Raw genomic sequence first — 22835 nt, forward strand, 5'->3', positions numbered from 1 at the left:
TAAGCACTGCCGCTATGATCGTTTGAGAGATATTCCCTCTTTTTCCCCGTATTCAAAAAAATGCCGCAGCCGGTTCAAACCGGCCTCATCCAGGGGGTATTGCTCCTTGATCGTCCCCTGCTCCAGACAGAGCACATAGTTGCAGCAGCGTACAATCAGCTCCGGGTCGTGGGTGACGATGAATACGGTCTGCTTCCCGCCCAGAGAAGCCAAAAGACCTGCGGTTTGCTCCATGTGACGGAAATCAAGACCGCTGGTGGGCTCGTCGAAGACCAAAAACTCCTTGCCTGCCAGGAGGGCGGAGGCGATGGCGACCCGCTGCTTCTGCCCGCCGGAGAGGGAAAGGGGGTGCCGTTCCCGGAAGCTTGTCAGTTCCAGAGCGCTCATGACCCGCTCCAGTTCCGCCTGATCTTCTCCGCTCATTCCCAGACGAAGCTCTTCCTCCACACTTTCGCAAAAGAGCTGGTGGTTCACATCCTGCATCACCATATAACTCTTTTTCAGCATCCGGCGGCGGGAATAGGGGACTTCGCCGCAGACGCAGACTCCCTTTTGGTGCTTGACCAGCCCGCACAGGCATTTGGAAAAGGTGGATTTTCCCGCCCCGTTGTGGCCAAGGACAGCAATGACTCCACCCTTTGGCAGACTGGACTGGGGAATGTCAAGAGCAGGGGACCGGCCGGTGGGGTAGGCATACCGGTAGCCCCGCAGGGTAAGGCTTTCTGCGGGCGGCGGCTGTATTTTCTTTTGTGGCAGGGCGGCCAGGGAAAGGGTGCGCAGGTCCAGCTCCGCCAAGGTCCCGGCGCTGTAGCCGCAAAACTCCGCCATAGGAATGTCCAGTGCGATTCTTCCTTCCCGAAGATAAATCACCCTGTCGCACAGCTCTTTCAGCCAGTACAGCCGGTGCTCGGCAATGAGAATGGTTTTTCCTTGCGCCTTCCAGAGCCGAATGGTGTCTTTTAAATCCCGGATGGCCCGGATGTCCAGATTTGAGGTGGGTTCGTCCAGGACAAAGACCTCCGGGCCCATGGCAGATACCGAAGCGCAGGCGATTTTCTGCTTTTCACCGCCGGACAGGTGAAAGATGCTGCGCCCCAGCAGGTCTGTGGCATGCAGCTCGCGGGTGGCCAAGGCCACTCTGCGGTCGATTTCCGCGGGCGGCAGGCCGAGATTTTCGCAGCCGAAGGCGATTTCCCCGGTGGTGTCCACACAGAAGAATTGACTGCGGGGGTTTTGGAACACGCTGCCCACCAGCCGGGCGGTTTCATACAGCTCCGCGTTCTTTATGTCCAGACCGCCCACAGTGACCTTGCCGGACAGCTCTCCTTCGTAGTAGTGGGGGATAAGGCCGTTGATGAGACGGGTGAGGGTGGTCTTGCCGCAGCCGGACTGACCGCACAGCAGCACGCATTTTCCGCGCTCCACCTGCAGGGAGATGTCCCGCAGGGAGCCTGAAGCGGCGTTGGTATAGTGAAAGCTGACGTGATGAAGATCAATCATGGCCTCTCCTTCACAATACGCCCAAGTGTGCCAACGCGGCGGCGGCAAAGGCGGCGGCACACAGGGAGATGAATAGCACATCCTGGATTCGGAAGCCGATACGGCAGATGTTGGTGCGCTTGACTTCGCCTCCCAGACCGCGGGTCAGGGCGGCCGCCGACAACTCCTCACCGATCTTCGCCGAGCAGGTCAGCAAAGGCACCAGCCGGTACTCCAGCATTTTCCCGGCGCTTCCGCCCCCCAAGCTGATTCCCCTCATCCGCATGGCGGTGTTGATGGCGCTGAATTCCTCGCCCACCGTGGGAAAGAAGCGGAACATGACGGACATCGGAATGATAATCTTCTCGCTGACGCGGAGTCTCTGCATGGCGGCGGTAAATTCACTGACGGTCGTGGTAGAGAGGACATAGACCCCCAAGAACCACGCCGGGCATGACCCGGCTGAAAATACCGGTGCAGGCCAGCAGAAAGAATTGAGGAAAGCCCGATAGCTGGGGCACCAGCAGTAATGCCGCCAGATAAGCTCCCGTAAAGACCGCCAGGTAGATCACCGCCGTCCTGATTTTTCCGGCCGTCAGGAACAAAACCAGCGGCAGGACGCACAGGGCGGGCGTGATAAAGGGCAGCTTTTCTCCGCCCAGCCCCCCCAGCACAAAGGTGGACACGGTGATCAGCAACAGCAGCTTGGTTCGGGGGTCCAGGAGCAGCCCCCGTTTCTGACCGGTGGTTTGCAGGATGCCGCAGGCCATCAGGCAATCCCCGCCTTGGCAAAGTGCTTTTTCAGCAGGGCCCGGCCAATCAGACCGCCAATCAGGCCGCAGACAAAACAGCAGACCAGCAGAACAGGGCACATCCAGGCGGGCAGCAGGGCGGTCAGCGCCGCCTCGTAATTGGCGCCGAATTCCGTACGGGTGGAAAAATAACCCTCCGGGTTCGTGAATAAAGGGATAAAGTTGCCCCACATCCAGATGTTGAAAAAGCCGCAGGCCAAAATGGAACCGCCTGCCTTGCTGTACTCCGCCCGCTTCCAGACCAGCTCGGCAAGGAGAGCGGACAGCACGGCCACGGGCAGGGCGTACAGGCCCATGCCGGTCAAAGCCATCATAATGCCCATGATGATACTCATGATGAGAATCATACCGAACTTTTTGGCCTTGGTCAGAAACAGCATAAAGGGAATACCGCCGATGATGGGGCCGATAACGCACAGCAGGGGCATCATGACCGGGATGTAGCCCAGCATGGCAAGGGCCATGATGAGGACAAAATAGATGGCCGAGTAGATTCCCACATTGATCAGATCTTTCCCTGTCAGACGTTTTGAGTTTTTTTGAACGGGATTTGCGTTCATGACGATAACCTCCATTTGTGAGAAATATGCCGGGCACCGGCCCAGGCGGAAGGATTAAGTTAGTTGTCTCTAACTTATATCTGAAAAAAATCAGGGGCTCAGCCCCAATATTTCATTCCAGCCAGCCATACCGTAGCGCTTCACGCTGTCCATCACGGCAACCGCCTGCGCGTAAGGCAAATCGTGCGAGACAATCTCGACCAAATATTGAAAGCCGGAGGCGGCCGTGATATGCAAAAAAATATCGTCCACCGGCTTACCGTCCTTGCTCAGGGCATCACAATAGATTCTGTAGGCCTGTTCCTCAATCTCAATTAACCTCTCCAGATAGGCGGACCAGCTGGTCCCCTCTGAGTGAGAGAAAATCAACCGGAAGGTGTCCATGTGCCGGTAGATATAGTCCAGCATCCAATCCGTACCGGAGCAGCCCTGTTCCTTCAAATATTCACTTGACACACCAGAAATATTTTCCGCCGTCTGCCGGTGTATTTCCTGAAACCGGGCCAGCATTTCTTCCGCAGGCTCCCGCACCAGCGTGTCGAACAGCAACGCTTTGTTGGCAAAATGGTTATAAAGCGCACCGGTAGTGACCTTTGCCGCGCGGGCGATGCTCCGCATATTGGCGTTTTGATAGCCGAGCTCCATAAATTCCCGGCGGGCGCAGTTCAAAATCCGCTCCCGGGTCAACTGTGAACTGTAACTCATATTTTCACCGCAACGCTTCGATTGTTATTTTCAGTAACGATGTTATCATTTCTGCCAGGCAGAGTCAAGAAGCAATTGAGGGGCGCGGATAGAAAGCGGCAGGCGGAACAGAAATCTTGCCCTGCTGCACACAAGCAAAGCAGGCGGTACCGTTCATGTTTAAATTCAATGTTGAGAGGAGCTGAATTGTTGGACAGAGTAGACAGCATTTCACGAAAAGACTATAATCTAACCTAAGTTAGACATTCCTAACTTGAGGAGAGGAATAGCATGCAAAGCAATATTTTTTCAGCTGACGCACAGGAGCTCAGAGACAAAAATATCTCCGTTGCGGCTTGTACTGATTGGAGCCTTTCCATGAAATTACGACAGGAACAGGGAGCCGGTTTCATGCAACTGTTCCAGCTTTTGCCGGAACTGATCCTTTGCTTTAATGACTTCCAGACAAAGTCCTGTCCTAAATTTGGTCTTGAAGCAAATCACAGCAACAGAGTGCTGATCAATTATTGTTTTACCGGAAGATGTGAAGTGGAACTGGAAAACGGGATGTTTATTTTTCTGGGACCGCAGGATTTGGTGATCAGCACTCGCTGGACGAAAAGGGAGTTTTCCTTCCCTGTCCGTGCATACACAGGGATTGAATTCATTATTGATTTGGATCAGATCAATGAAGCGTCAAAAATATTCTGGGGGCAGATCGGGTTTGACTTGCGGGAATTGAAGGATATGTTCTGCAGGGATACCGGCTATTTTATTGGACATGATCACGGGCGGCTGGAACAACTGCTTCGTTCGATGAAAAGGGATCTGCCTCGTCCCGAAAGACCGCTGCTCTTGATAAAGACGGCGGAATTTTTATTTGAATTATCTAAGGGTCATTTTACCCCGGAGAATGGTCAGAGAAAGTATTATTCAAAATCACAGGTGCGGATTGCCCGGGAGGTCGAAGATGAGATCACCGGCCAGCTGAACCGGCATCTGACAACGGAGAAGCTGGCGAGGAAATACGGAATCAGCCCTACCTCCCTGCAAAACTATTTTAAAGGGATTTATGGAGAACCGATTTCCGTATACCTGCGAAAAGCAAGAATGAATACAGCCGCAAAACTTCTGAAACATTCCAGAAAAAAGGTATCCGAAATTGCATCCTGCGTAGGTTATGAAAATCAGAGCAAGTTTGCGGCAGCGTTTAAAGAAGTCTTGTTATGCAACCCTTTGGAATATCGACAGAGAAATTTTGGGGGAGATGATTCTCGTGAAGAAGCTGAATGAACTGCAGGCGGGAAACGTTGGCAAGGTTCAGTCCATCGGCGGAGATGTTCATTTTCAAAGCCGTATCACATCCATTGGACTAACCCCGGGGAGCATAGTGGAGATTGTACAGAATAAGAGAAAACGGCCGCTATTGATTTACAGCCGTGATAGCTTGATTGCGATTAACCGAAAAGATGCGGAGCTTATCGAAATGAAGGGGAATTGAGATGGAAAAACAGCGGACAATTGCTTTTCTGGGCCAGCCGAACACAGGAAAATCCACGCTGTTTAACGGGTTGACCGGCTCAAGGCAGCATGTGGGGAATTGGCCCGGTAAAACAGTGGAACAAAAGGAAGGATATTTTTCTTGCGGCGGTGTTTCTTATACACTGGTGGACTTGCCGGGTACTTACGGCCTGTCGGCTCACTCGGAGGAAGAGATCGTTACCAGAGACTACATCGCGAGCGGAAAGGCCGACACTGTTTGTATTCTGGCAGATGCATCCCAATTGGAGCGCAGCCTTTTCATGTTAGCGGATTATGCGGGCATCCATGTCCCGGTATTTGTGGTTTTCAATATGATGGATATTGCTGCCGGGCAAAGTAAGCAGATCGACCATCCGGCGCTGGCAGATGAGCTGGGGGTCCCCATTGTCCCGTTGGTGGCTGCCGATACCAAAAAGTACGATGCTTTTTATGCAGCCTTAGAGCAGATGGAACAGGGAAATGCCTGCGAATTGAATTTACAGGGACTCATGGCCTGCTATGAAGAAGTGATCGGGGAGAATTACAGGAAAATTCTTCATTTGCTTCCTGAAAAGGGTGTCGGCGTCTATACCCGTTCCTGGCTGGCCGCCAAACTGATTGAAAAAGATCCGTTGGCGCTTGAAACCGTTCGTTCAGCGGTGCCGGCGGAAAACTGGATTCAAATTGAGAAAGCAGTTCATTCTATTGTGGACGGAAATGTACTGACAGGGGATTGCAAGTTCCAATGGATTGAAAATCTGCTGAAAGATCATGTAGTCTACCCGGAAAAACGAAAAGAAATGGGGAGGTTTGACAAACTGGCGACCTCTAAAACATGGGGGAACCCGCTTGCCATTGCTCTGATTCTGGCAGGATTAGTACTATCAATCATCATTGCTATGCCGTTTATGGGGATATTCAGCTATATTCCCATGATGTCCGGACCAATCGCCAAGGCCCTTACGGGAATCGGAATCCCGGTAATCCTCGTGTCGTTGCTGTGTGATGCGGTGTTGGCTGCCGTATCGTTTGCCCTTTTGATGTCAAGTTTCGTATTTGGAGTCAGTCTTGTATTTGGCTTCATGGAAGAAGTCGGCTATATGGCCCGCATTGCATATGTTTTTGATAACACAATGTCTAAGCTGGGTTTGCAGGGAAAGGCCGTTATGCCGTTCCTGGTCAGCTTTGGCTGCAATATCGGCGGTGTTGCCGGTACCCGTGTCATTGATTCTTGGGGGCAGCGCGTAACCACTATGGCTTTATCTTGGGTGGTGCCCTGTGCTTCCACATGGGGCGTGGTGGGCCTGATCAGCACTGTGTTTTTTAAAAGCAAAGCCATTCTGGTCATTGTTTCGATGTTCCTCATCGCTTTTCTGCATATTCTGATTACCTCGAAAATCTTTGGAAAGCAGTTAATGGGGGATTCCGGACGGACGGGATTGATTATGGAACTGCCTCCCTACCATAGGCCTCGTTATAAAAACTTATTTAAATTTGTCTTTAATCGTATGGGGGATGTCTTCAGAAGGGCGCTGAAAATCATCATTTTTGTTTCGGTTGTATTCTGGGCACTATCCTATACCCCGGATGGCAAGATTGAACACAGCCTGATTTATCAAATCGGCGTTGCGATTGAACCTGTCACAATGATATTCGGCCTCAGATGGCAGCTGTTTATGGCGTGGCTGACATCTGCGATGGGAAAGGAATCTTCTTTGGGCGTGTTGTCAGCGCTGTTTAATGCGCAGGGCATCTGGACTGCCATTGCCGATCAGAAAATAATTGCGCCGGATACGGCAGCAGTCGGGGGAAGTCTTCTTTCTACAATTTCCAAACCGGAAGCATTGGCTTTCGTGTATGCGTTCTTCTTTAATATGCCTTGCCTGATGACGTTAAGTGCGACAGTACAGGAAAGCCATTCTGTGAAGTGGGCATTACGCATTGCCGGATATTACATGTTCACATCGTTAATCCTGGCGGCGCTTGTCTATCGCATAGGATTGATCATTTTTTAAAGGAGCTTGTCTATGATCAGAGAACTTTTGCACTGTCTGCGCAGCGGAAGGGTCTACTGCGTAGATGAGCTGGCGTACCTTTTGGATACGTCGCAGGAAGCCGTCCGCAATGGCTTGGACTATCTGGAAAGGAAAAGATACATCAGAAGAGCGGAAATGGCAGCGCCCTGTTCGGAAAAGTGTAAGAGCTGCCACTTGGGTGATGCGGGCCAAGCCTTTTTGTATCCGGCGATATGGGAACTGAAAACAGGCGAGAGAGCAGAGTGCATGGATAAAATTGATGATTGAAGGAAGGGCTGCCTGCAAGTCGGAAATTGGTCATTTGACCGGAGTTACTCTAAATCTTGAATGTTCATTTTTTCAAGCTGTGCACGCAGTTTCATTTTCTCGCGACAAGCGAAGTAAATGCCAAGCAAAACGATGGTCGGAAGGTTGCCGATGAAAAACATCGATGCGATGAGCATAAAGCTCTCTCCGCCGCTGAGCCCATCATAGACAGCCAGCCCCAAAACCATCAGCAAAGAATAGAGGAAGGTGATGGCCGGGAGGATAAGTCCAAACCATTTGCTTTTTCTTTTGGATAAAAACATTTGAAGAAAGATACCCCCTATTAATAAAGCCAGGATGAAAAGTAACACCATCGTTGCCCTGATCATTCTATTTGCCTCCTCTGAGTTTTTTGTATTCTGAAATCAAAAGCTTAGCTGTGTCAAAATCTACTTTATCCTTAACCGCCAGCCGTTTAATCAGTGAAATATACGGTTCATTGGCGGTGTCTTCGCTTATCTGAATCTTCTGGATCAATTTATCCAATCGAAGTCTGACCGTCGGATAAGTAACTTCATACTGGCTGGCAATTTCTTTCAGTGAGCCTGACGCCAAAAGAAATTTTTTGATGAACGAAACATCTTCATCATCAAGACTAACCATCCATTCGGGGACGATGTCTATTGTCATAGAGAACCCTCCTTTAATTATATTTAGTATATGATTTAATTTTATTAAAGTAAATACTAAATATTACCCTAAGTAAAGCAAAACAGAGCATAGCATCAGAAATTCAAAGTTCCGCCTCTCTTGGTAGCTTGACCGGATCTCGGCCTATCCTCCCCAGGCTCTTTCACAGAAAAAGGCATCGCTTCCCCTTCCCCACGGTGTGATAGGGACATTTTTGAAACCGTGGTGAAGTGGGGTGGTATGGTTCGGCAGGCAGTGAGGTTTCGCTGCCTGCCGACTACCGTGTTATGCGAATTCTGACGGGGCACTCGGCGCTTCGAGTATTTATCCCGCTCAAAGGGCTACTGCACGGAATTATTTTTTGAATTCATAAAAAACTTCTTACGACTAATCCGGTTTCATAAATGAGTCTACAAAAACAAAATGCAGAAGTGCTGCCCATTTTTTCACGGACGGCACTTTTGCCTGATTCGGAGCATAAAAAATGGCCGGGATTCTTTTTATCGAATCATGCCCAATTCCCGGAGCAGAGAAGCACAGTCTTTCGCTCCCTGCCCTGGATCTGCTTGTAATCTTCTGTAATCGGAAGTATAATTGACTTATGGATTCTGTAGAAGCAGGTGTGTGAATGGAATATATCACAGTGAACGAAGCCGCAGAAAAATGGGGTGTTTCCGGACGGTCCATCACCTATCATTTGGTTGCCGGACGTATACCCGGCGCTTTGAAAAAGGGAAACATGTGGCTAATTCCCAGGAACGCTTCCAAGCCTGATGACAGAAGGAAACGGCGGAATAAGGAAGGAGAATAGGTTCATGAGCGATCATGATTGTTGCAGCGAACAAGCAACTCTTCCTTTTAGTGCGCCTTTGGAACAGTGGAAGTCCCTGTTCTCCGTTCTTGAGCTTTTCCCGATTCCGCTGGAGGTATTTTCGGCAGATGGTATCAGCCGATTCGTCAACCAGGCTTTTGTGGATACCCTACATATTAACGCGGAGCAGCTTGTCGGAAAGTTCAATGTTCTGGAAGACCCCTATCTCAATGGAATACTTGGTCTGGAGAAGGACCTGCGTCAGGTTTTTGCCGGTAAAGCTTTCTCCTTCCGTGACCTTAAAGCCCCTTTCGAGGAAATCGGCAGACGGTACCATTCCTTAAAAGCCAGACCGGTGGCCGACAACCTGTATCAGGAGGTCATCTGCTTTCCGCTGCGGAGTCCGGATGAATCCGTCTCCGGCGTGATCGCCATGTTTATGACAAAACAGGTTTGTCAGGCGCGTCTGGACGCCATCCGGGTCAGGGAATATATCAAAGTCCATTGGCTTGATGATTTTGATTTGGATCAGATTTCAAAAGCGGTGGGCATGAGTCAAGACCATATGGCACGGGTTTTTAAAAAATGGATTGGCATGACGCCCTACACCTATTACCAGGAGCTTAAAATCGAAAAAATTAAAGAGGCGCTGCGCAATCAGCACTTGAGTGTTGCCAGGGCGTTTGCTTCCTGCGGTGCGGATTACAGCGGCGGCCTTGCCGAAGCCTTCAAGCACAAGGTTGGGATGACGCCGACCCAATACAGGCGGATGCTGCAAGGTTTCGACTCCGCTGGTTCGCAGAATCCGGGAACACGACCCGGCGAGCGCCATGAACAAAAGGAGCCTCTTTTCGCTCCCCGTTTCACCAGCGAAAAGATAGAGCTGCTTTATCAGGTGCTGGAATACTTCCCCCTGCCCATCAAAGTGTTTGCCCCTGACGGATATGTGGCGTTCGCCAACCATGTTATTTTGGAGATGTGGAATATTTCCGACCCCTCGCAGATCGTAGGGAGATACAACCTGCTCCGGGACTCTGTTACCAATGACCGCCTGGGGCTGCGGGACTATGTTCAGCGCACCTTCCGGGGGGAAATCGTGCTCGTTCCCGATGTGAAGGTGCCTCTGGAGGACTTTGCCGTATGGTACAAGGCCCGAGACCTTGGCTATGATATAGAATCGATGTACACAGACATCCTCAGCTTCCCCGTCCAAAACAACAACGGCCAGATTACGCATATCATAAGCGTATTCCTGACGACCCGCGTTTATCAGGGTCAGACGGATATTGCGAGGGCGAAAGAATACATGGAGAATCACTGGAAGGAGCCCTTTGATATCGACAGGCTGACGGAGGCCATTGCTGTCAGTCCCTCACACTTATCCCGCCTGTTCAAAAAGCATACCGGCATCGCGCCATACAACTATTATCAGGAGCTCAAGGTAAACCACCTCAAAGCGGCACTCCGCGACTGCAACTTGAGCATTGCCGAAGCGTTTGTGTCCTGCGGTTTTGAATACCCCGGAAACTGCGCCAGGTTTTTTAAGGAAAAGACAGGTATGACTCCGTCCCAATACCGAAAGAGTGTCGAAAAATAAGAGAAGATGCAGGTCCCCGCAGTCCTTTGGATTGCGGGGATTTTTGCGTGCGTTGAAATGACGAAAACAGAGCGCCTATCCGATATTTTTGCCGCTTCATTTTTTTTACCATAAGGATGGTAAAACTCTTTAAGATTGGGGGCGGCACCACTGAAACAGGAGAAATCAAAGGAGCAGCTTTTTTCCGAACTCGCCGTGCTGCAAAAGGATATGGAAAAAAACCTTGCCGTACAGGAGCAGTTTATCAAACGGTTTCAGGGGCTTCTTCAGGCCGAGGCAGAGCCTTTGACCCTGCTGAATCTTTTGCCTTACCCTGCGGCCCTTTTCAAAAGAGGCGGCATTTTACACAGGGTAAACGACGCCCTCATGGAGAGCACCGATCTCCGGGAGGGCGACATACCGGATGGAAACATCAACTTTTTAAGCCGCGTCACGAATGAAAACTTCGCTATACTGGAAGCCGCCGAAGGGGTGTTCTACGGAAAGACGGCGCTGCTCAGCCGGCTTTCCCATCCCCTGGAGCTGTTCTGCAAAAACTGGAATTACAGGGCGCGGAACAATTATGGAAGCGCACTCTTTTTCCCTATCCCGGACGGGGACGGGAATATCCGGTATGGCGCGGTTATGTTGATGAAATGAAAAACCTGTAGAGCAAAGGGAGCTTTTGCAATGAAAAGGGATTTGCCGCGTGTGCTCAAACGACTGCCCCCGGCTTCGACAGCGAAAAGCAGAAGGAGGAGGGGTTGGTTCTGTTGATTGGAGCCTACACAGCGCTGGTCGTCTTTGGCGACACCATCTGGCTTGCGGGGAATTTCAGCGTCGCGGACGATGTGCTGACCCTGACCGGCCGGACTGCCGAGGAAAGCAAGGACGGCGGCAAGACCTGGGGGACGCCGGAAGCCCTGCCCGATGCCTCGGACTATTTTGTCCTTGGAACCGAAGATACGGGGACCTATCTGCTCCTTGGCGAGGAGGGAGCGGCGCCGCCCCTTGAGGACAAGAAAAACGCGATCAAATACAGGCCGCAGAATGAACAGAAAACATGGAAAGGAGTATGCCATGAGAAAACCAATGCTTTACCTTTGCTGCTTTGTATTTATCCTGTCCATCCTGACCGGCTGCGCAGGCAAGGATGCGGGTTCGGGTGGGGACACCACACCTGTTTCCAACACCGTCACCCTTGCCGATATGCGCAAAGCGGCTGAGGATTCCGGTTATACCGTTACCGACGACTATGTAAACTTTTTTATGAAGGATGTGAAGGACGGCTTTTCCGTGCAGATCATAGCCGACGGGCAGGATGTTATTTATTCGGTGTTGGAATGCGAAACCGAAGAAGCGGCGGAAAAGAACGCGAAGGAGATTGACGACGCGGGCTACAGCATCGCTATCGTGAACGGCAGGTATCTGACCAGCTACGGCGCGGACAACAAAGACGGAGAAGTCAAAAACATTCTTGCCGCTCTCCTGAACGGAGAGTCTGCTAAGAGCAAATGACCGTCAACAACACCAATTAAGGAGGTTTTGTCATGAGAAATAAAGCAGCCCAAAAAGCGCTTTCTCTTATTCTGGCTCTATGCCTGACGCTTACTCTGGCGCCTCTCGGCGCAAGCGCGCAGGAAATACTCCTCGGCACCAGCGGGGGAACCGTGGATTCGGGCAGTATTCCCATATCGGATGAAACGCCGGCATCCTCCACCGATCTTGCCGAAATCCTGCCGCAAGGCGGGATGATGCCGCTGTCCATTAATCTCGACCACCACTATGTCGTCGGCGGAAACAGCTACGCCACGTTGGAGGAGGCGCTGACTGCTGTATCAAGCGGTGGAACCATTGTCCTGCAAAAAGACGCAAACCCAAGTGTGGCCAATACAATTACAATTGAAAAAAACATCACCTTTGATTTGACAGATGGGAATTTATCCATCTGGAAAAGCGGCGGCCTTACTCTGGAGCTGAAAAACTGTATCGTCAGCGTCACGGGAGGCGGATATCTGGATGTTACGGGCGGGGTTGGTATAGAGGCCAATAACGCTGCTATAACCGTGCGTAATGTCACAGGGAATCAGGGCAACGGCGCATTGGCCCACAGCGGAGGCAGCATTACCGTGCTGGGCGATGCTCAGGGATATAGCGGCGCTGCCCGTGCCTATGGCGCAGGCAGCATCATCATGGTCAACGGCAATGCCCTAACCACCGGGCCCAGCAGCACCGTGGTGGAAGCGACATACGGCGGCTATGTCGAAGTGGGCGGCGATGTAACGACAAGCGGAGACAACAGCACCGGCATCAGCGCCAAAAACAGCGGCACGGTCTATATCAAAGGTAGTGTCAGCGCCATGAAAAACGGCGTCTCCGTTTACGACAATTCTGCTTCTCAGGCGACCGTAGACGGTAACGTGACGGCCAGCGGAGCCAACGCCTACGGCGTTAGCGCGAGCGGCGGCAGTATCGAGGTGGGTGGCGATGTGAAGGCGGAGGCAGCCGGCAGCTCCGGCATTTATGCCAATGCAGGTCCGATAACGGTGGCAGGGAACGTGAGTGCGGGCGCCATAGGCGTTCATGCCATCAATGCGGCTGAAGTGACAATCGGAGGAACGCTGACGGTTTCTGGCTCCGTCTATATCCAGTTCGAGAGTACAGAAGCAGGCAGCGGACAATACACAACCGATCCCGCCAAATCCGGCTACCGCAAATACACAGACGGCACAAGCATAGTGTGGGTGAAGGCAACTACAGTGCCAGCGTATGTCTGCGAAATCGGTTCTACCGGCTACCCCGCGCTGGCGGAAGCCCTTGCCGCCGTGAAAAACAACGAAACTATCACCCTTTTGCAGGATATCGACCATGTCACCGACACAGCGGCAAACGTCGTCCGCATCAACGGTAAGACGGTCATCTTCGATTTGGCGGGACACACTCTGAATGTGGGCGACGCCAGTGTCAGCAGCGCGGTTGTTGTGGAGAACGGCGGCAAGCTGGAGCTGTCCGGAAGCACCGGAGCGCTCAACGTCACCGCTTACGGCAACGCGGTGGAGGTGGAAGGAATCGGCTCGGCCGCCACCGTCACCAGTGCCACCAGTGTCAATAACATCGCTGTACTGGCGACGGGCGGCGGGCAGATTACCGTGCGGGGCGATGCTGTGGGTAACATCCATGGGGTCGGCGCAGGCGCTCCCACCGATACGGTGGGAAGCACCGTATCGGTGGGCGGCAATGTCAAAACCACCGTCAATGACCGAACGGTAATATCGGCAGGCAAAGGCTCTCATGTGACGGTGAATGGCAGCGTGCTCACCACCGGTACGGGCGGCTACGGCGTAGGCGCTTTGCACCCCAATACCGAAGTCCACATCAAGGGAAATGTGATGGGTTCCTTTTTCTTCTGCGTGGATGCAAGCGATTCCGCTTTGGTCCGTGTGGATGGCAACGTCACCTCAACCTATGCCTCGTCCTACGTCTGCGGCGTGCGGGCCCAGACCAAGGCCGAGGTGATCGTGGGCGGAAATGTCAGTGTCAATAACCAAACCGGCAGTACCGGCGTGCGTGTAAAGAGCCTGTCCAGCCAAACGCCCACCAAGGTCACGGTGGATGGCGTCATCAGCGGAGGAATCTATATCCAGCTGGACGGTACGGATATAACCGAAGCTCAGAAAACGGGCACAGAGGCGGGCTATAACACCTACACGCTGACCAATACCAACGGCACCCATACCGTCTGGATAAAGGCCACAAGCGCCCCAACACAGCTCGAAACACCCACCAATCTTGCCTGGGACACCGCAACGCCGGGCGTCATCAAGGCGAAATGGGATCAGGTGACGAGCGCGCAAGAATATACGATAATGCTTTTTAAAAATGGCTCCCCGGTGGGACCCATAGGGACCAGCGCGACCAGTGCGAATCTTACCGCATATATCCAAGCAAGCGGCACAGGAAGCTACACCTTTAGGGTAAGGGCGCTGGCCCCCATTGGGAGCGCTGACTATACAGACAGCGCGACTTCGCCCCAAGGCCCCGCTTATTCCTACACCGCGCCCGCGGCGGTCCCCGCCCAGGGCAACGCGTGGGCAACCCTTTTTACAAAAAGTATTTTTGTGAGGCTGAGTCAGGGCGGGTTCAAAGCCGTGCAGGACAAAGCTTACTGGACCCTTGGAGGAAACGGAGCATCCGGAAACTCCATTGTCGGCGTCACTTTGATTGACAGCACGGAAGTACAGATTACGCTGACGAACGATATCAACACCCCCGATGCGCTGACCATAACGGCATCTGAGGCGGCCTTTGCCGACGGAACCTCTCCCTTCTCTTCGCCGCTTTCTGTGCGGCTTGACAATCCGCAGACCTATGTCTGCACCATCGACGGGGTGGCATACTCAAGCCTGAAAAGCGCGCTTGATTTCGCGCTTGCGCCCACGGTGGACAACAAAACCATCGTGCTGGCGGCTGACATCCGGTACGAGGAGCCGGTTGTGGTCGAAGAGAAAACCCTCACCTTTTATCTAAACGGGAAGAATCTGGTCATCGACACCAGCGGAACAGTCACAGGCGATTGGCTCACCGCCTCCTCCCTCAAGGTGGATAACGGCAGCGTAAGCTATACGGGTGAGGGCAGGTTCACCGTCTGCGGCGAAAGGCGCGGCGTTGAAGCGATAAACGGCGGCAGGGCGCGGGTGAGCGATATCCTCATCAAAAATCCGGGTCAGCCCCACCCTGGTCATTATTATGTGTACGGTGCCCATGCCCGGTATCAAAACAGCGAGGGAGAAGGCAGCCAAATCACCGTCACCGGCGACATCCGAACGCTGAGCGGCAATCCCTGTGACTACGCCATCGGAGCGCTTGCGGGGCAGGATTCGACGGTTACGGTGGGCGGCGATATTCACCTTGAAGGGGAAAACGTAATCGGCCTGTCGGCCGGAAGCATGAACGACGGAAACGGAACGGCCACCGCGCAGAATGTTACGGTCACGGGAGCCTATGCCACCGGCGTCAGCGCCGCCGGGCAAAGCACCGCCACGGTTAACGGCGCTGTGACTGCGGCAGGTGCGTATGCCGTGGGTGTTTCCGCAGAGCTTGCGGAGAATGGCTCGGGCGGCACAGTGATTGTAAAAGGCGATGCCGCCGCAACCGGAGCAAACAGCACCGGCGTTGCCTGCTTTAGCAGCGCATCAGCGACGGAGAAAAGCACGGTGACCGTGGATGGGGTCGTTTCCGGCCAGGATTACCTGAATATCGACAATGCTGTGCGGGCAAAGGACGCCAAGGAAAACGTATCCGGGGGATATTGGATTTACAACGGACAATATGAAAGCATAGTCAAGGTGAAGGACCCGGATGGCGGCACACCTGGCGGAAACGTTCCGTCTGCACCGCAAACCCTTACCGCAACCCCCGGCAATGGTCGGGTTACCTTAAGCTGGACAGCTCCCGCAAGCAGCGGCGACAGCGCGGTCACCGGCTACCAGGTATCCAGCGACGGCGGGGCAAGCTGGATCAATGTGGGACTGACCACCTCCTACATGTTTATTAACCTGACAAACGGAACGGAGTATGCCTTCAAGGTGCGGGCGGTAAGCAGCGCCGGCAGCGGAGCGGAAGCAAGCCGGATGGCAACGCCGACAGCCGCCCCCTCTGTGCCAACCGTCCCAAGAAACTTCACCGCCTCGCCCGGTTTCGCGCGGGTGATCCTCAACTGGGATGCGACCATGAGCAACGGCGGCAGCAGCATCATCCGATATGAGGTGTCCAAAGACAACGGCGCGGACTGGACGAGTGCCGGGCTGTATACCTCCTACGAATTTACTGGCCTGACAAACGGAACGGAATACACCTTCAAGGTGCGGGCGGTCAACAGCGCCGGCAATGGCGCGGAGGCAAGTGCGTCGGCCATGCCGTCGGATTCCGCCCAGACCAGTTTCACCGTAAACTTTTACAGCAACGGTGCGCTGTACACAAGCAGAAGCGTGCTCAACGGCTCCGCGCTTGGCGGCAGCTGGCCGGCAAATCCAGCGCGTAGCGGCTATACGTTCGGCGGCTGGTTCGCTGGCCAAAGCGGCTCGGGAACGAGGTACACAAGCTCCAGCGTTATCTCTTCCAACGTGGATTTGTACGCCAACTGGAGCTACAGCGGCGGAGGCGGAAACGGTCATGGCGGCGGTGGTTCCTACACGCCAGGCACCCCGACAACAACACCCGAAAAGAAACCTGACCAACCTGTTACGGCGTCTGCTCCCGTCACGGCAACAGCGGGTACAGGCGGCGCAGCCAGCGCCGTAATTTCGGATAAAACCATTACTGACGCTATCGCCAAAGCGCAGGCCGACGCCAAAGCGCAGGGCAAAACCGCAAACGGAACCTCTGTTGCGCTGAATGTCACCATGCCGCAGGGAGCAACTTCCCTGACAACAACCCTGACACAAAGCTCTCTGAATAGTCTTGTGAACGCTGGAGTAACCAGCCTTGAGATAAACGGTGCGCCGGTTTCCCTCGGACTTGATCTCGCTGCACTCAAGGAAATCCAGAAGCAGAGCGGAGGCAATGTTACGATCAGCTTCACCCCGGCGACCGGGCTTTCCGACGAAGCCAGGGCTCTTATTGGAAACAGGCCGGTATATAACATTACGATCAGCTATGTCAAGGACGGCAAGACCGTGAACATCACCAACCTTGGCAGCGGCACAGCGACCCTTTCCATCCCCTACACGCCGGCGAGCGGAGAAGCCGTGGGTTATCTGTTCGGCACATATGTGGACGCAAACGGCAAACCGGTCCGCATCGACGGTTCGGCTTATGACGCAAACGCAGGAGGAATCCTAATCCCCACCAATCATTTCTCGGTGTACGGCGTAGGCTATACGGCGCCGAGTGCGAAGTTCACGGATATCGGGAAGCATTGGGCCAAGGAAGCCATTGATTATGCGGTCGGCAGAGGACTTCTCTCCGGCACCTCGGAGACTACCTTTGCACCTGACACCGCCATGACGCGCGGGATGCTGGTAACGGCTCTCGGCGGACTGGCAAATGTGGATACCAAAGCATACACCATCAACAGCTTCACCGATGTGAAAGCAGACAGCGCCTTCCGCCCCTACATTGAGTGGGCGTATAAAAAAGGCATCATTCAGGGCATTGGCAGCCAGCAGTTTGCGCCTGACCGGGCGATTACCCGTGAGGAAATCGCTGTGATCTTCGCAAACTATGCAAAAGCCACCGGCTATAAGCTCCCTATTACCCGTGAGGCGACAACTTATGCGGACGCTTCCAGCATCGGCAGCGTGTACAAAACGGCAGTAACCGCCATACAGCAGGCGGGCATCATGATGGGCGGCACAGGCAACAGGTTTAATCCCAAGTCCAGCGCCACCCGCGCGGAGTTTTCCTCCATGCTCCACCGCTACATCAAGCTGACCATCGACCCCGCCACGGCCCAGGGCTGGGCGAAAAACGACGCCGGACAGTATCTCTATTACAGGGACGGCAAAGCGGTTACTGGAACACAAACCATCGACGGCGTGAAGTATTTCTTTGAAACAAACGGAACGCTCAAGACCGGCTGGGTGCAGGATGGCGGCAACTGGTACTTCTATTCCGGCAACATCCGGATCACCGGCTGGTGGGACATCGGCGCGAACGGCAACAACAAACGCTATTACTTCGACACTTACGGCATCATGGTTGCCGGCAAGTGGCTCCAGATCGACGGCAAATGGTATTACTTCTATGCCGACGCCTCCCTTGCCAAAAGCACCAAAGTGGACGGCTATGAGATAGGGCCGGACGGTGCGAGAAAACCAAAGTAACGGTAACAAAATATCGCTAAGGGCAAACCCGCTGAAAAACGGGGATGCCAAAGCTATAGGGTCTAAGGCGCATCTAACGCTATGATAGCTTGGCTGCCAAAAAAACTGCGCAGGGGAAGCGTCGCCCCGGCTGGGAAAGGCCGGGAAGAGCTTTCATGCGGGACGGTTTACCGTCGCGGCCCGATGTTGCCCCCCTGACATCCGGGATGCGTGGTCAAATAGGATGTTTTTCAAAATAGCTACCGCTGAATTGATTGATTTGGTCTGGCGGCAGAGCTACTGCGGCGGGGCGGCCATGCACATTCATCCGTTACGCCATAAGCTGCGGAAACGTCAAGCGTCATTGCGAGCCATGCGCCGCTCCGCCGTACCACTGTGCCGCCAGACCCCTATAGGGGGAACACCTATGAATACGCCATATAAGGAGTACCCATCCTTTATGCGGACAGCACAGCGGACCGGCTGCCGGAAGCAACAGCCAAAGCTTTGGCCGAGCTGAAGGTGACACGGACCATCCTGGTTGGCGGAGCGGCGGCTGGCTGGTCCTAGCGGGTGAAGCCGGGAAGAGTGGTCTGACGGAGGAACAGGAACAACTGCTGAAATCGGTCAAAGGGAAAGTCAAAGAAGCCGGCGTTTTCGGCGGCCCGGCGGCGGTTCCCAATGCTGCGCTGGAGGCGGTTAAAGCCTTGCTGGAATTGAAAATCTGAAGAGGAATGACCAGTGATGAAGGGAGATCGAGAAAGCGAAAAGGGGCGGCTTAGCGAAATAAACGGACAGGAGAAGGGTACGGGCGAACGGACAGGCAGACGATAACCGTCCTAAACAAAGGTTTTCTTTTCCTAGCGAAAACGGTCAGCAGTTGTGTAGTGTGGAATACAGTCACCATAGAGAAAGAGCCGATAACGGTGAGCTCAATCACGGTTATCGGCTCTGCGTCTTAGTGTCTGGCTCTTTGGTAACTAATGGATTGAATTGTCGGACCTTGATTAAGGCTTCCTGTTTGCACTTCGGACAGAACAATGGGAAGTTTTCAAGTATTGTGCCCGGATGTATTATCGTTCGCCGTTCAGAGCTAAGCCAAGGTCAGTCGGCCTTCTTCATCGACTGAGTTCAGTCAGGTTTCTGTGCGTCAAAGATGTGATCAGGTTAACAAGTCATTTAAACGAATGATTTTACTGCCTTTACGTTCGTAATAACGCAGCATTTCGTCAATTTTCCTTTTATCATAGCTGGTAATGCAATCTGATAAAACATTAACGCCATAATTTGCTTTGCGTAAGTTGTAACAGGTTGATTTAACACAAGCAACAGCATCTGCTCCTGTTATGTAGAAATCACAGAGTTCATTTTTACGAATAAAGTCTGTAAATTCTTCACTGCTTAAGGCGTTTCCTTTGTATTTTGTAAAAACATTTTTTGATACGATGTTCAAGTCCGAAACGAATTCAGACCCAGAGGTCTGGGGTTTAAACGTCCTCGTACCGGCTGATAAATTTTCATGCCTTAGATAAATAACATGAAGATCATGCTTGACGGCCCAATCAATCGCTTTATTGATATTGCCAATAATATCCTTATAATTTTTTGTTATGTCATTTTGAAGATCAATGATGACTAAGGCTTTTTTTTGCATCGTGTCTCCTCCTGATCGGTAGATTGATTTGTTTGCTTTTTTATTGTACTGTGTAATTGTTGACAACAGTATGGCAACAATCAATAAGGATCAAAAGAAATTTGAAAGGGAGGCTGTCAGATGAAAGTTGACAGGCTGGTCAGCATGATTATGATACTCCTTGATCGAGAGCGGGTAGGCGCACAGGAGTTAGCAGATCTGTTTGAAGTTTCACCCCGCACAATCTACCGCGACATAGACACGATCAACATGGCGGGTATTCCTGTGCGCGGGGCATCGGGAGTAGGCGGCGGCTTTGAAATCATGCAGGAATACAAGCTTGATCGAACGGTTTTTTCGACGGCCGACCTTTCCGCGATCTTGATGGGGCTTTCCAGTCTTTCCAAGATAATACGGGGTGATGAACTGGTAAACGCCCTTGCCAAAGTCAAGAGCTTTATCCCCGCCGGCAGAGCGAAAGACGTTGCATTAAAAGCAAATCAAATAGACATAGACTTAAATCCGTGGATGGGCAACAGAAACAGACAACCCGATTTAGAAATGATCAAAACAGCTTTGCGGGAAAGCAAGCTGCTTTCCTTTGAATATGCAGACCGCTACGGAAATAAAACCGCACGGACAGCCGAGCCCTATCAGCTTGTATTGAAAAGCAGTCAGTGGTATTGGCAAGGGTATTGCCATAAAAGAAATGATTTTCGCTTATTCAAACTATCCCGCACATCAAACCTGCAAATACAAGAGGAATTTTTTACGCCGCGAGATCATCAAAAACCGCAGTTGGATTTTACGGATATTTTGGCAACCATGCAAACCAAAATCAAAATTCGTATTCATACATCTGTCAGGGACAGGGTACTTGATTATTGTACGGATGAACACTTTTCGCCAGACGGTGATGAGCATTACATGGTTCGTTTTCCTTTTATCGAGAACGAATACTACTATAATATTCTTTTCAGTTTTGGGGATAAATGCGAGTGTTTGGAGCCGTTACATATCCGCGCAGAAATGAAGCGCAGAATACATGAGATAGCTGCCTTATACGAAAACTAGAACAGGGAGTCTATGCTGATATTCACCTAAATCGTGGAATAAATCGCGAGCAGAACGCAAAAAGTCGTTTGAACTTTTGTTGTTCATTGCTCTAAGGTGGTTAGAATTTATGTACAGTGATGACCATGTAGCCGATGGCGAGGGAAGAACGGAAGGCGTGGAAGGCCAAAAAGCAGCGTAAGGCTTTGATCATACGCGGTGCTTGCCAGGCGGGCAAGACCTGGCTGATGAAGGAGTTTGGGGCCACCCATGATGACAAGGTGGTCGATAGATCTTGAAACGCCCCGCCCGACCGGAGCTCACGCTCCGTGGCCCGCCGGCATATCCTGTTAGCAGACCAATGAATGAAAGGGCGGGCAACCGGAATGAGCGATCTACCTGCCGACCGCACGCCGCTTGTGATTGCGGCTGAAATAAACATGATTACCCATCAAACCAAAAAAATCCTCCTGACCTCTGCCATCGAGATCGGCCGCCGGCTGACAGAAGCCAAGGCCCTGGTCAAACACGGGGAATGGGGGAAATGGCTGGAAAAGTCGGTGAGCTATTCCCAGAAAACCGCCGGCAGGCTGATCAAGCTCTATGAAGAGTACGGGTCTCGATTGTCTGACGGGACAGGCGGCCCAAATTGGACACCAGTGTCCAATTTGACTTATACCCAGGCCCTCCTCCTGCTGAGATTGCCGGAAGAGGAACGGGAGGAGTTCATCGCTGAAAACGATGTTCCAGGCATGAGCAAAGAGGAGCTGCAGCAGGCCCTGCGGGAGAAAAATCAGGCCCAGCAGGAAAACAAAGTCCTGAAAAAAGGGATGGAAACGATCGACAGCGCGATCACGGAATTGAAAAAGGAGCGGGTCCAGGAAGTCTCCGCTGGCGGCGCTGCCGCTTCAAACGGGGAAATTTCTGCTGCCGCCAAGGTCTCTTTGGCAGGGAATCCCCTTTCTGAACCGCCAGCCTCGTTTACCCACAACCTGCCGTCTGAACCTGACCCGGGCGCCGCCGCCAGGTATGCGGAACGCTGCGACGCCTGCCGCAAAACCATTGCCGATGCCTTCTACGCGCTGACCACGGCCCTCACCAACCTGACCTATCTCGACCCCGGGCTGAAAGAGGAAAAAAGGAAAGAGGCCCAGAAGCTGATCGATTCCCTGGCCGAGACCATTAAAGAATGGCCGCCCGCCAAAAAGCCCCTGAAAGTCATTCCCTGATCGCGGAACCTTCCGCCGGTCAAAGCCATAGTATGGTAAGAGGACAGGCCCGGCCGGGGCTGTCACAATCGGACAAAGGGAGATGATGTTGATGTCTGTTGTCATTACGCCGGCGGGCACGGCCCTGGTCATCGTTTATCAGACGGGACTCAGCGACTCCGGCGCGCCCATCACCAGGCAGCGGACCCTGAACAATATCGGCCGCAATATCTCGGAGCAGGCTGTCTATGAGGCGGCGCACGCCATCTTCAGCCTGTCGGAGCATACCCTTCTCGAAGTCTACTTCCGCAGAACCGACGAATTGACCGAGGAGGAGTAAACCATGGCCGGAGGCCAGTGTAAAGGAGGTGCTTAAATTGGCGGTGACTACGGACAGAGCCCTGAGACTATCCTTCACTACCGCGGGCGGGAAAACGTTCTCCCTGACCGTTCCCCAGCCGCGGCAGAATATCCAGGCGGCCGAGGTCCTGGACGTCGTGAACGGGCTGATTGCCGGCGGGATCTTCCTCCCCCGGCAGGGGGCCCTGACAGGGGTAAAGGATATTAAGGTCATCGAGACAATCACCGATGATCTTTACGACGAGCCCCAGGGATAAGGGGGCGGCGGTTTCATTGATGAAGAGCGGGCTGGGCTGGAGGCAAGCTGGACTTGCTCCCAGCCTTGGCCCCGCCTTTACCTGTGCCTTGTTTACTTCAGTATATG

The 22835-nt window shown here is 52.8% G+C and carries 23 protein-coding genes, 1 pseudogene and 1 riboswitch; of the genes and pseudogenes, 15 read left to right on the forward strand and 9 right to left on the reverse strand.

Annotated features, from left to right (window positions below):
* Positions 1-12: 12 nt before the first annotated feature.
* The 5 genes from SGLY_RS06065 to SGLY_RS06080 form a co-directional block, all read right to left on the reverse strand.
* Complete coding sequence (locus tag SGLY_RS06065) at positions 13-1500, reverse strand: ABC transporter ATP-binding protein (RefSeq protein ID WP_013624395.1); 1488 nt, start codon at positions 1498-1500, stop codon at positions 13-15.
* 10 nt (positions 1501-1510) lie between these two features.
* Complete coding sequence (locus SGLY_RS18545; protein WP_242822986.1) at positions 1511-1918, reverse strand: energy-coupling factor transporter transmembrane component T; 408 nt, start codon at positions 1916-1918, stop codon at positions 1511-1513.
* Positions 1881-2249 (reverse strand): hypothetical protein, encoded by a 369-nt coding sequence (locus tag SGLY_RS18550; protein ID WP_242822987.1) that lies wholly within the window; start codon positions 2247-2249, stop codon positions 1881-1883. The genes SGLY_RS18545 and SGLY_RS18550 overlap by 38 nt, the downstream gene beginning before the upstream one ends.
* Complete coding sequence (locus SGLY_RS06075) at positions 2249-2851, reverse strand: MptD family putative ECF transporter S component (RefSeq protein ID WP_013624396.1); 603 nt, start codon at positions 2849-2851, stop codon at positions 2249-2251. The genes SGLY_RS18550 and SGLY_RS06075 overlap by 1 nt, the downstream gene beginning before the upstream one ends.
* Before the next feature lie 90 nt (positions 2852-2941).
* Positions 2942-3556 (reverse strand): TetR/AcrR family transcriptional regulator, encoded by a 615-nt coding sequence (locus SGLY_RS06080; protein ID WP_013624397.1) that lies wholly within the window; start codon positions 3554-3556, stop codon positions 2942-2944.
* Between the two features lie 270 nt (positions 3557-3826).
* Here SGLY_RS06080 and SGLY_RS06085 point away from each other — a divergent pair, with 270 nt between their 5' ends.
* From SGLY_RS06085 to SGLY_RS06100, 4 genes are read left to right on the forward strand one after another with little or no spacing between them, the layout of a single operon-like run.
* A complete protein-coding gene (locus SGLY_RS06085; protein ID WP_013624398.1) occupies positions 3827-4828 on the forward strand; it encodes a helix-turn-helix domain-containing protein in 1002 nt (333 codons plus the stop codon).
* A complete protein-coding gene (locus tag SGLY_RS06090) occupies positions 4803-5036 on the forward strand; it encodes a FeoA family protein (protein WP_427916605.1) in 234 nt (77 codons plus the stop codon). Before SGLY_RS06085 ends, SGLY_RS06090 begins: the two co-directional genes overlap by 26 nt.
* A gap of 1 nt (position 5037) precedes the next feature.
* Positions 5038-7071: a ferrous iron transport protein B gene (feoB, locus tag SGLY_RS06095; protein WP_013624400.1), complete on the forward strand. Its 2034-nt coding sequence runs from the start codon at positions 5038-5040 to the stop codon at positions 7069-7071.
* Between the two features lie 12 nt (positions 7072-7083).
* Positions 7084-7359 carry a FeoC-like transcriptional regulator gene (locus SGLY_RS06100; RefSeq protein WP_013624401.1) on the forward strand — a complete coding sequence of 92 codons (276 nt, stop codon included), beginning with the start codon at positions 7084-7086 and terminating at the stop codon, positions 7357-7359.
* 44 nt (positions 7360-7403) lie between these two features.
* Here the strand turns inward: SGLY_RS06100 and SGLY_RS06105 are convergent, their stop codons facing one another.
* Together SGLY_RS06105 and SGLY_RS06110 are read right to left on the reverse strand one after the other, a co-directional pair.
* Positions 7404-7727, reverse strand: coding sequence for a hypothetical protein (locus tag SGLY_RS06105; RefSeq protein WP_013624402.1), 324 nt, complete (start codon positions 7725-7727; stop codon positions 7404-7406).
* A 1-nt stretch (position 7728) separates the two neighbouring features.
* Complete coding sequence (locus SGLY_RS06110; RefSeq protein WP_013624403.1) at positions 7729-8028, reverse strand: DUF2089 family protein; 300 nt, start codon at positions 8026-8028, stop codon at positions 7729-7731.
* Between the two features lie 628 nt (positions 8029-8656).
* Between SGLY_RS06110 and SGLY_RS06115 the strand changes: the two genes are divergently transcribed.
* The 6 genes from SGLY_RS06115 (at position 8657) to SGLY_RS17870 (ending at position 18737) form a co-directional block, all read left to right on the forward strand.
* Positions 8657-8839 (forward strand): helix-turn-helix domain-containing protein, encoded by a 183-nt coding sequence (locus SGLY_RS06115; protein WP_013624404.1) that lies wholly within the window; start codon positions 8657-8659, stop codon positions 8837-8839.
* 4 nt (positions 8840-8843) lie between these two features.
* A complete protein-coding gene (locus tag SGLY_RS17050; RefSeq protein ID WP_013624405.1) occupies positions 8844-10436 on the forward strand; it encodes a helix-turn-helix domain-containing protein in 1593 nt (530 codons plus the stop codon).
* Between the two features lie 135 nt (positions 10437-10571).
* Entirely contained in the window at positions 10572-11075 is a 504-nt protein-coding gene (locus SGLY_RS06125; protein WP_013624406.1) for a hypothetical protein, read from the forward strand.
* 390 nt (positions 11076-11465) lie between these two features.
* Positions 11466-11933, forward strand: coding sequence for a hypothetical protein (locus tag SGLY_RS06135; protein WP_169312015.1), 468 nt, complete (start codon positions 11466-11468; stop codon positions 11931-11933).
* 32 nt (positions 11934-11965) lie between these two features.
* Positions 11966-18238 carry an S-layer homology domain-containing protein gene (locus SGLY_RS17055; RefSeq protein WP_013624408.1) on the forward strand — a complete coding sequence of 2091 codons (6273 nt, stop codon included), beginning with the start codon at positions 11966-11968 and terminating at the stop codon, positions 18236-18238.
* A gap of 11 nt (positions 18239-18249) precedes the next feature.
* A riboswitch (cyclic di-GMP riboswitch) is annotated at positions 18250-18339 on the forward strand.
* 122 nt (positions 18340-18461) lie between these two features.
* Positions 18462-18737: a hypothetical protein gene (locus tag SGLY_RS17870; RefSeq protein ID WP_148228083.1), complete on the forward strand. Its 276-nt coding sequence runs from the start codon at positions 18462-18464 to the stop codon at positions 18735-18737.
* A 422-nt stretch (positions 18738-19159) separates the two neighbouring features.
* On the opposite strand, the pseudogene SGLY_RS17500 reads toward SGLY_RS17870, so the two are convergent.
* Positions 19160-19321, reverse strand: a pseudogene (locus SGLY_RS17500) (cysteine-rich KTR domain-containing protein); the annotation flags it as partial.
* Between the two features lie 58 nt (positions 19322-19379).
* Positions 19380-19871 (reverse strand): cysteine hydrolase family protein, encoded by a 492-nt coding sequence (locus tag SGLY_RS06145; RefSeq protein ID WP_013624409.1) that lies wholly within the window; start codon positions 19869-19871, stop codon positions 19380-19382.
* A gap of 120 nt (positions 19872-19991) precedes the next feature.
* Between SGLY_RS06145 and SGLY_RS06150 the strand changes: the two genes are divergently transcribed.
* From SGLY_RS06150 to SGLY_RS06165, 5 genes are all read left to right on the forward strand, one after another.
* The gene (locus SGLY_RS06150) at positions 19992-20924 is read left to right on the forward strand and encodes a helix-turn-helix transcriptional regulator (protein WP_013624410.1); all 933 of its coding nucleotides are present in this window, start codon (positions 19992-19994) and stop codon (positions 20922-20924) included.
* A gap of 134 nt (positions 20925-21058) precedes the next feature.
* Entirely contained in the window at positions 21059-21202 is a 144-nt protein-coding gene (locus tag SGLY_RS18100; RefSeq protein ID WP_174260701.1) for a hypothetical protein, read from the forward strand.
* A gap of 87 nt (positions 21203-21289) precedes the next feature.
* Positions 21290-22132 (forward strand): DUF3102 domain-containing protein, encoded by an 843-nt coding sequence (locus SGLY_RS06155; RefSeq protein ID WP_013624411.1) that lies wholly within the window; start codon positions 21290-21292, stop codon positions 22130-22132.
* Positions 22133-22223: 91 nt separating this feature from the next.
* Positions 22224-22451, forward strand: coding sequence for a DUF1659 domain-containing protein (locus SGLY_RS06160; RefSeq protein WP_013624412.1), 228 nt, complete (start codon positions 22224-22226; stop codon positions 22449-22451).
* Between the two features lie 37 nt (positions 22452-22488).
* A complete protein-coding gene (locus tag SGLY_RS06165) occupies positions 22489-22728 on the forward strand; it encodes a DUF2922 domain-containing protein (RefSeq protein WP_013624413.1) in 240 nt (79 codons plus the stop codon).
* The last annotated feature ends 107 nt before the right edge of the window (positions 22729-22835 follow it).

The sequence above is a fragment of the Syntrophobotulus glycolicus DSM 8271 genome (genome assembly GCF_000190635.1).
GTDB classification, from domain to species: Bacteria; Bacillota; Desulfitobacteriia; order Desulfitobacteriales; family Syntrophobotulaceae; genus Syntrophobotulus; species Syntrophobotulus glycolicus.

Excerpts from the sequence above, each read along its gene's own strand:
- SGLY_RS06100 (WP_013624401.1), top strand. The coding sequence starts at position 7,084 with ATGATCAGAGAACTTTTGCACTGTCTGCGCAGCGGAAGGGTCTACTGC.
- SGLY_RS06155 (WP_013624411.1), top strand. The coding sequence starts at position 21,290 with ATGAGCGATCTACCTGCCGACCGCACGCCGCTTGTGATTGCGGCTGAA.
- feoB (WP_013624400.1), top strand. The coding sequence starts at position 5,038 with ATGGAAAAACAGCGGACAATTGCTTTTCTGGGCCAGCCGAACACAGGA.
- SGLY_RS06090 (WP_427916605.1), top strand. The coding sequence starts at position 4,803 with ATGATTCTCGTGAAGAAGCTGAATGAACTGCAGGCGGGAAACGTTGGC.
- SGLY_RS18550 (WP_242822987.1), bottom strand. The coding sequence starts at position 2,249 with ATGGCCTGCGGCATCCTGCAAACCACCGGTCAGAAACGGGGGCTGCTC.
- SGLY_RS06160 (WP_013624412.1), top strand. The coding sequence starts at position 22,224 with ATGTCTGTTGTCATTACGCCGGCGGGCACGGCCCTGGTCATCGTTTAT.
- SGLY_RS06145 (WP_013624409.1), bottom strand. The coding sequence starts at position 19,871 with ATGCAAAAAAAAGCCTTAGTCATCATTGATCTTCAAAATGACATAACA.
- SGLY_RS06075 (WP_013624396.1), bottom strand. The coding sequence starts at position 2,851 with ATGAACGCAAATCCCGTTCAAAAAAACTCAAAACGTCTGACAGGGAAA.
- SGLY_RS18100 (WP_174260701.1), top strand. The coding sequence starts at position 21,059 with ATGGCGAGGGAAGAACGGAAGGCGTGGAAGGCCAAAAAGCAGCGTAAG.
- SGLY_RS06105 (WP_013624402.1), bottom strand. The coding sequence starts at position 7,727 with ATGATCAGGGCAACGATGGTGTTACTTTTCATCCTGGCTTTATTAATA.
- SGLY_RS06110 (WP_013624403.1), bottom strand. The coding sequence starts at position 8,028 with ATGACAATAGACATCGTCCCCGAATGGATGGTTAGTCTTGATGATGAA.
- SGLY_RS06150 (WP_013624410.1), top strand. The coding sequence starts at position 19,992 with ATGAAAGTTGACAGGCTGGTCAGCATGATTATGATACTCCTTGATCGA.
- SGLY_RS06115 (WP_013624404.1), top strand. The coding sequence starts at position 8,657 with ATGGAATATATCACAGTGAACGAAGCCGCAGAAAAATGGGGTGTTTCC.
- SGLY_RS06085 (WP_013624398.1), top strand. The coding sequence starts at position 3,827 with ATGCAAAGCAATATTTTTTCAGCTGACGCACAGGAGCTCAGAGACAAA.
- SGLY_RS06135 (WP_169312015.1), top strand. The coding sequence starts at position 11,466 with ATGAACAGAAAACATGGAAAGGAGTATGCCATGAGAAAACCAATGCTT.
- SGLY_RS17870 (WP_148228083.1), top strand. The coding sequence starts at position 18,462 with ATGTTTTTCAAAATAGCTACCGCTGAATTGATTGATTTGGTCTGGCGG.
- SGLY_RS06080 (WP_013624397.1), bottom strand. The coding sequence starts at position 3,556 with ATGAGTTACAGTTCACAGTTGACCCGGGAGCGGATTTTGAACTGCGCC.
- SGLY_RS17055 (WP_013624408.1), top strand. The coding sequence starts at position 11,966 with ATGAGAAATAAAGCAGCCCAAAAAGCGCTTTCTCTTATTCTGGCTCTA.
- SGLY_RS17050 (WP_013624405.1), top strand. The coding sequence starts at position 8,844 with ATGAGCGATCATGATTGTTGCAGCGAACAAGCAACTCTTCCTTTTAGT.
- SGLY_RS06065 (WP_013624395.1), bottom strand. The coding sequence starts at position 1,500 with ATGATTGATCTTCATCACGTCAGCTTTCACTATACCAACGCCGCTTCA.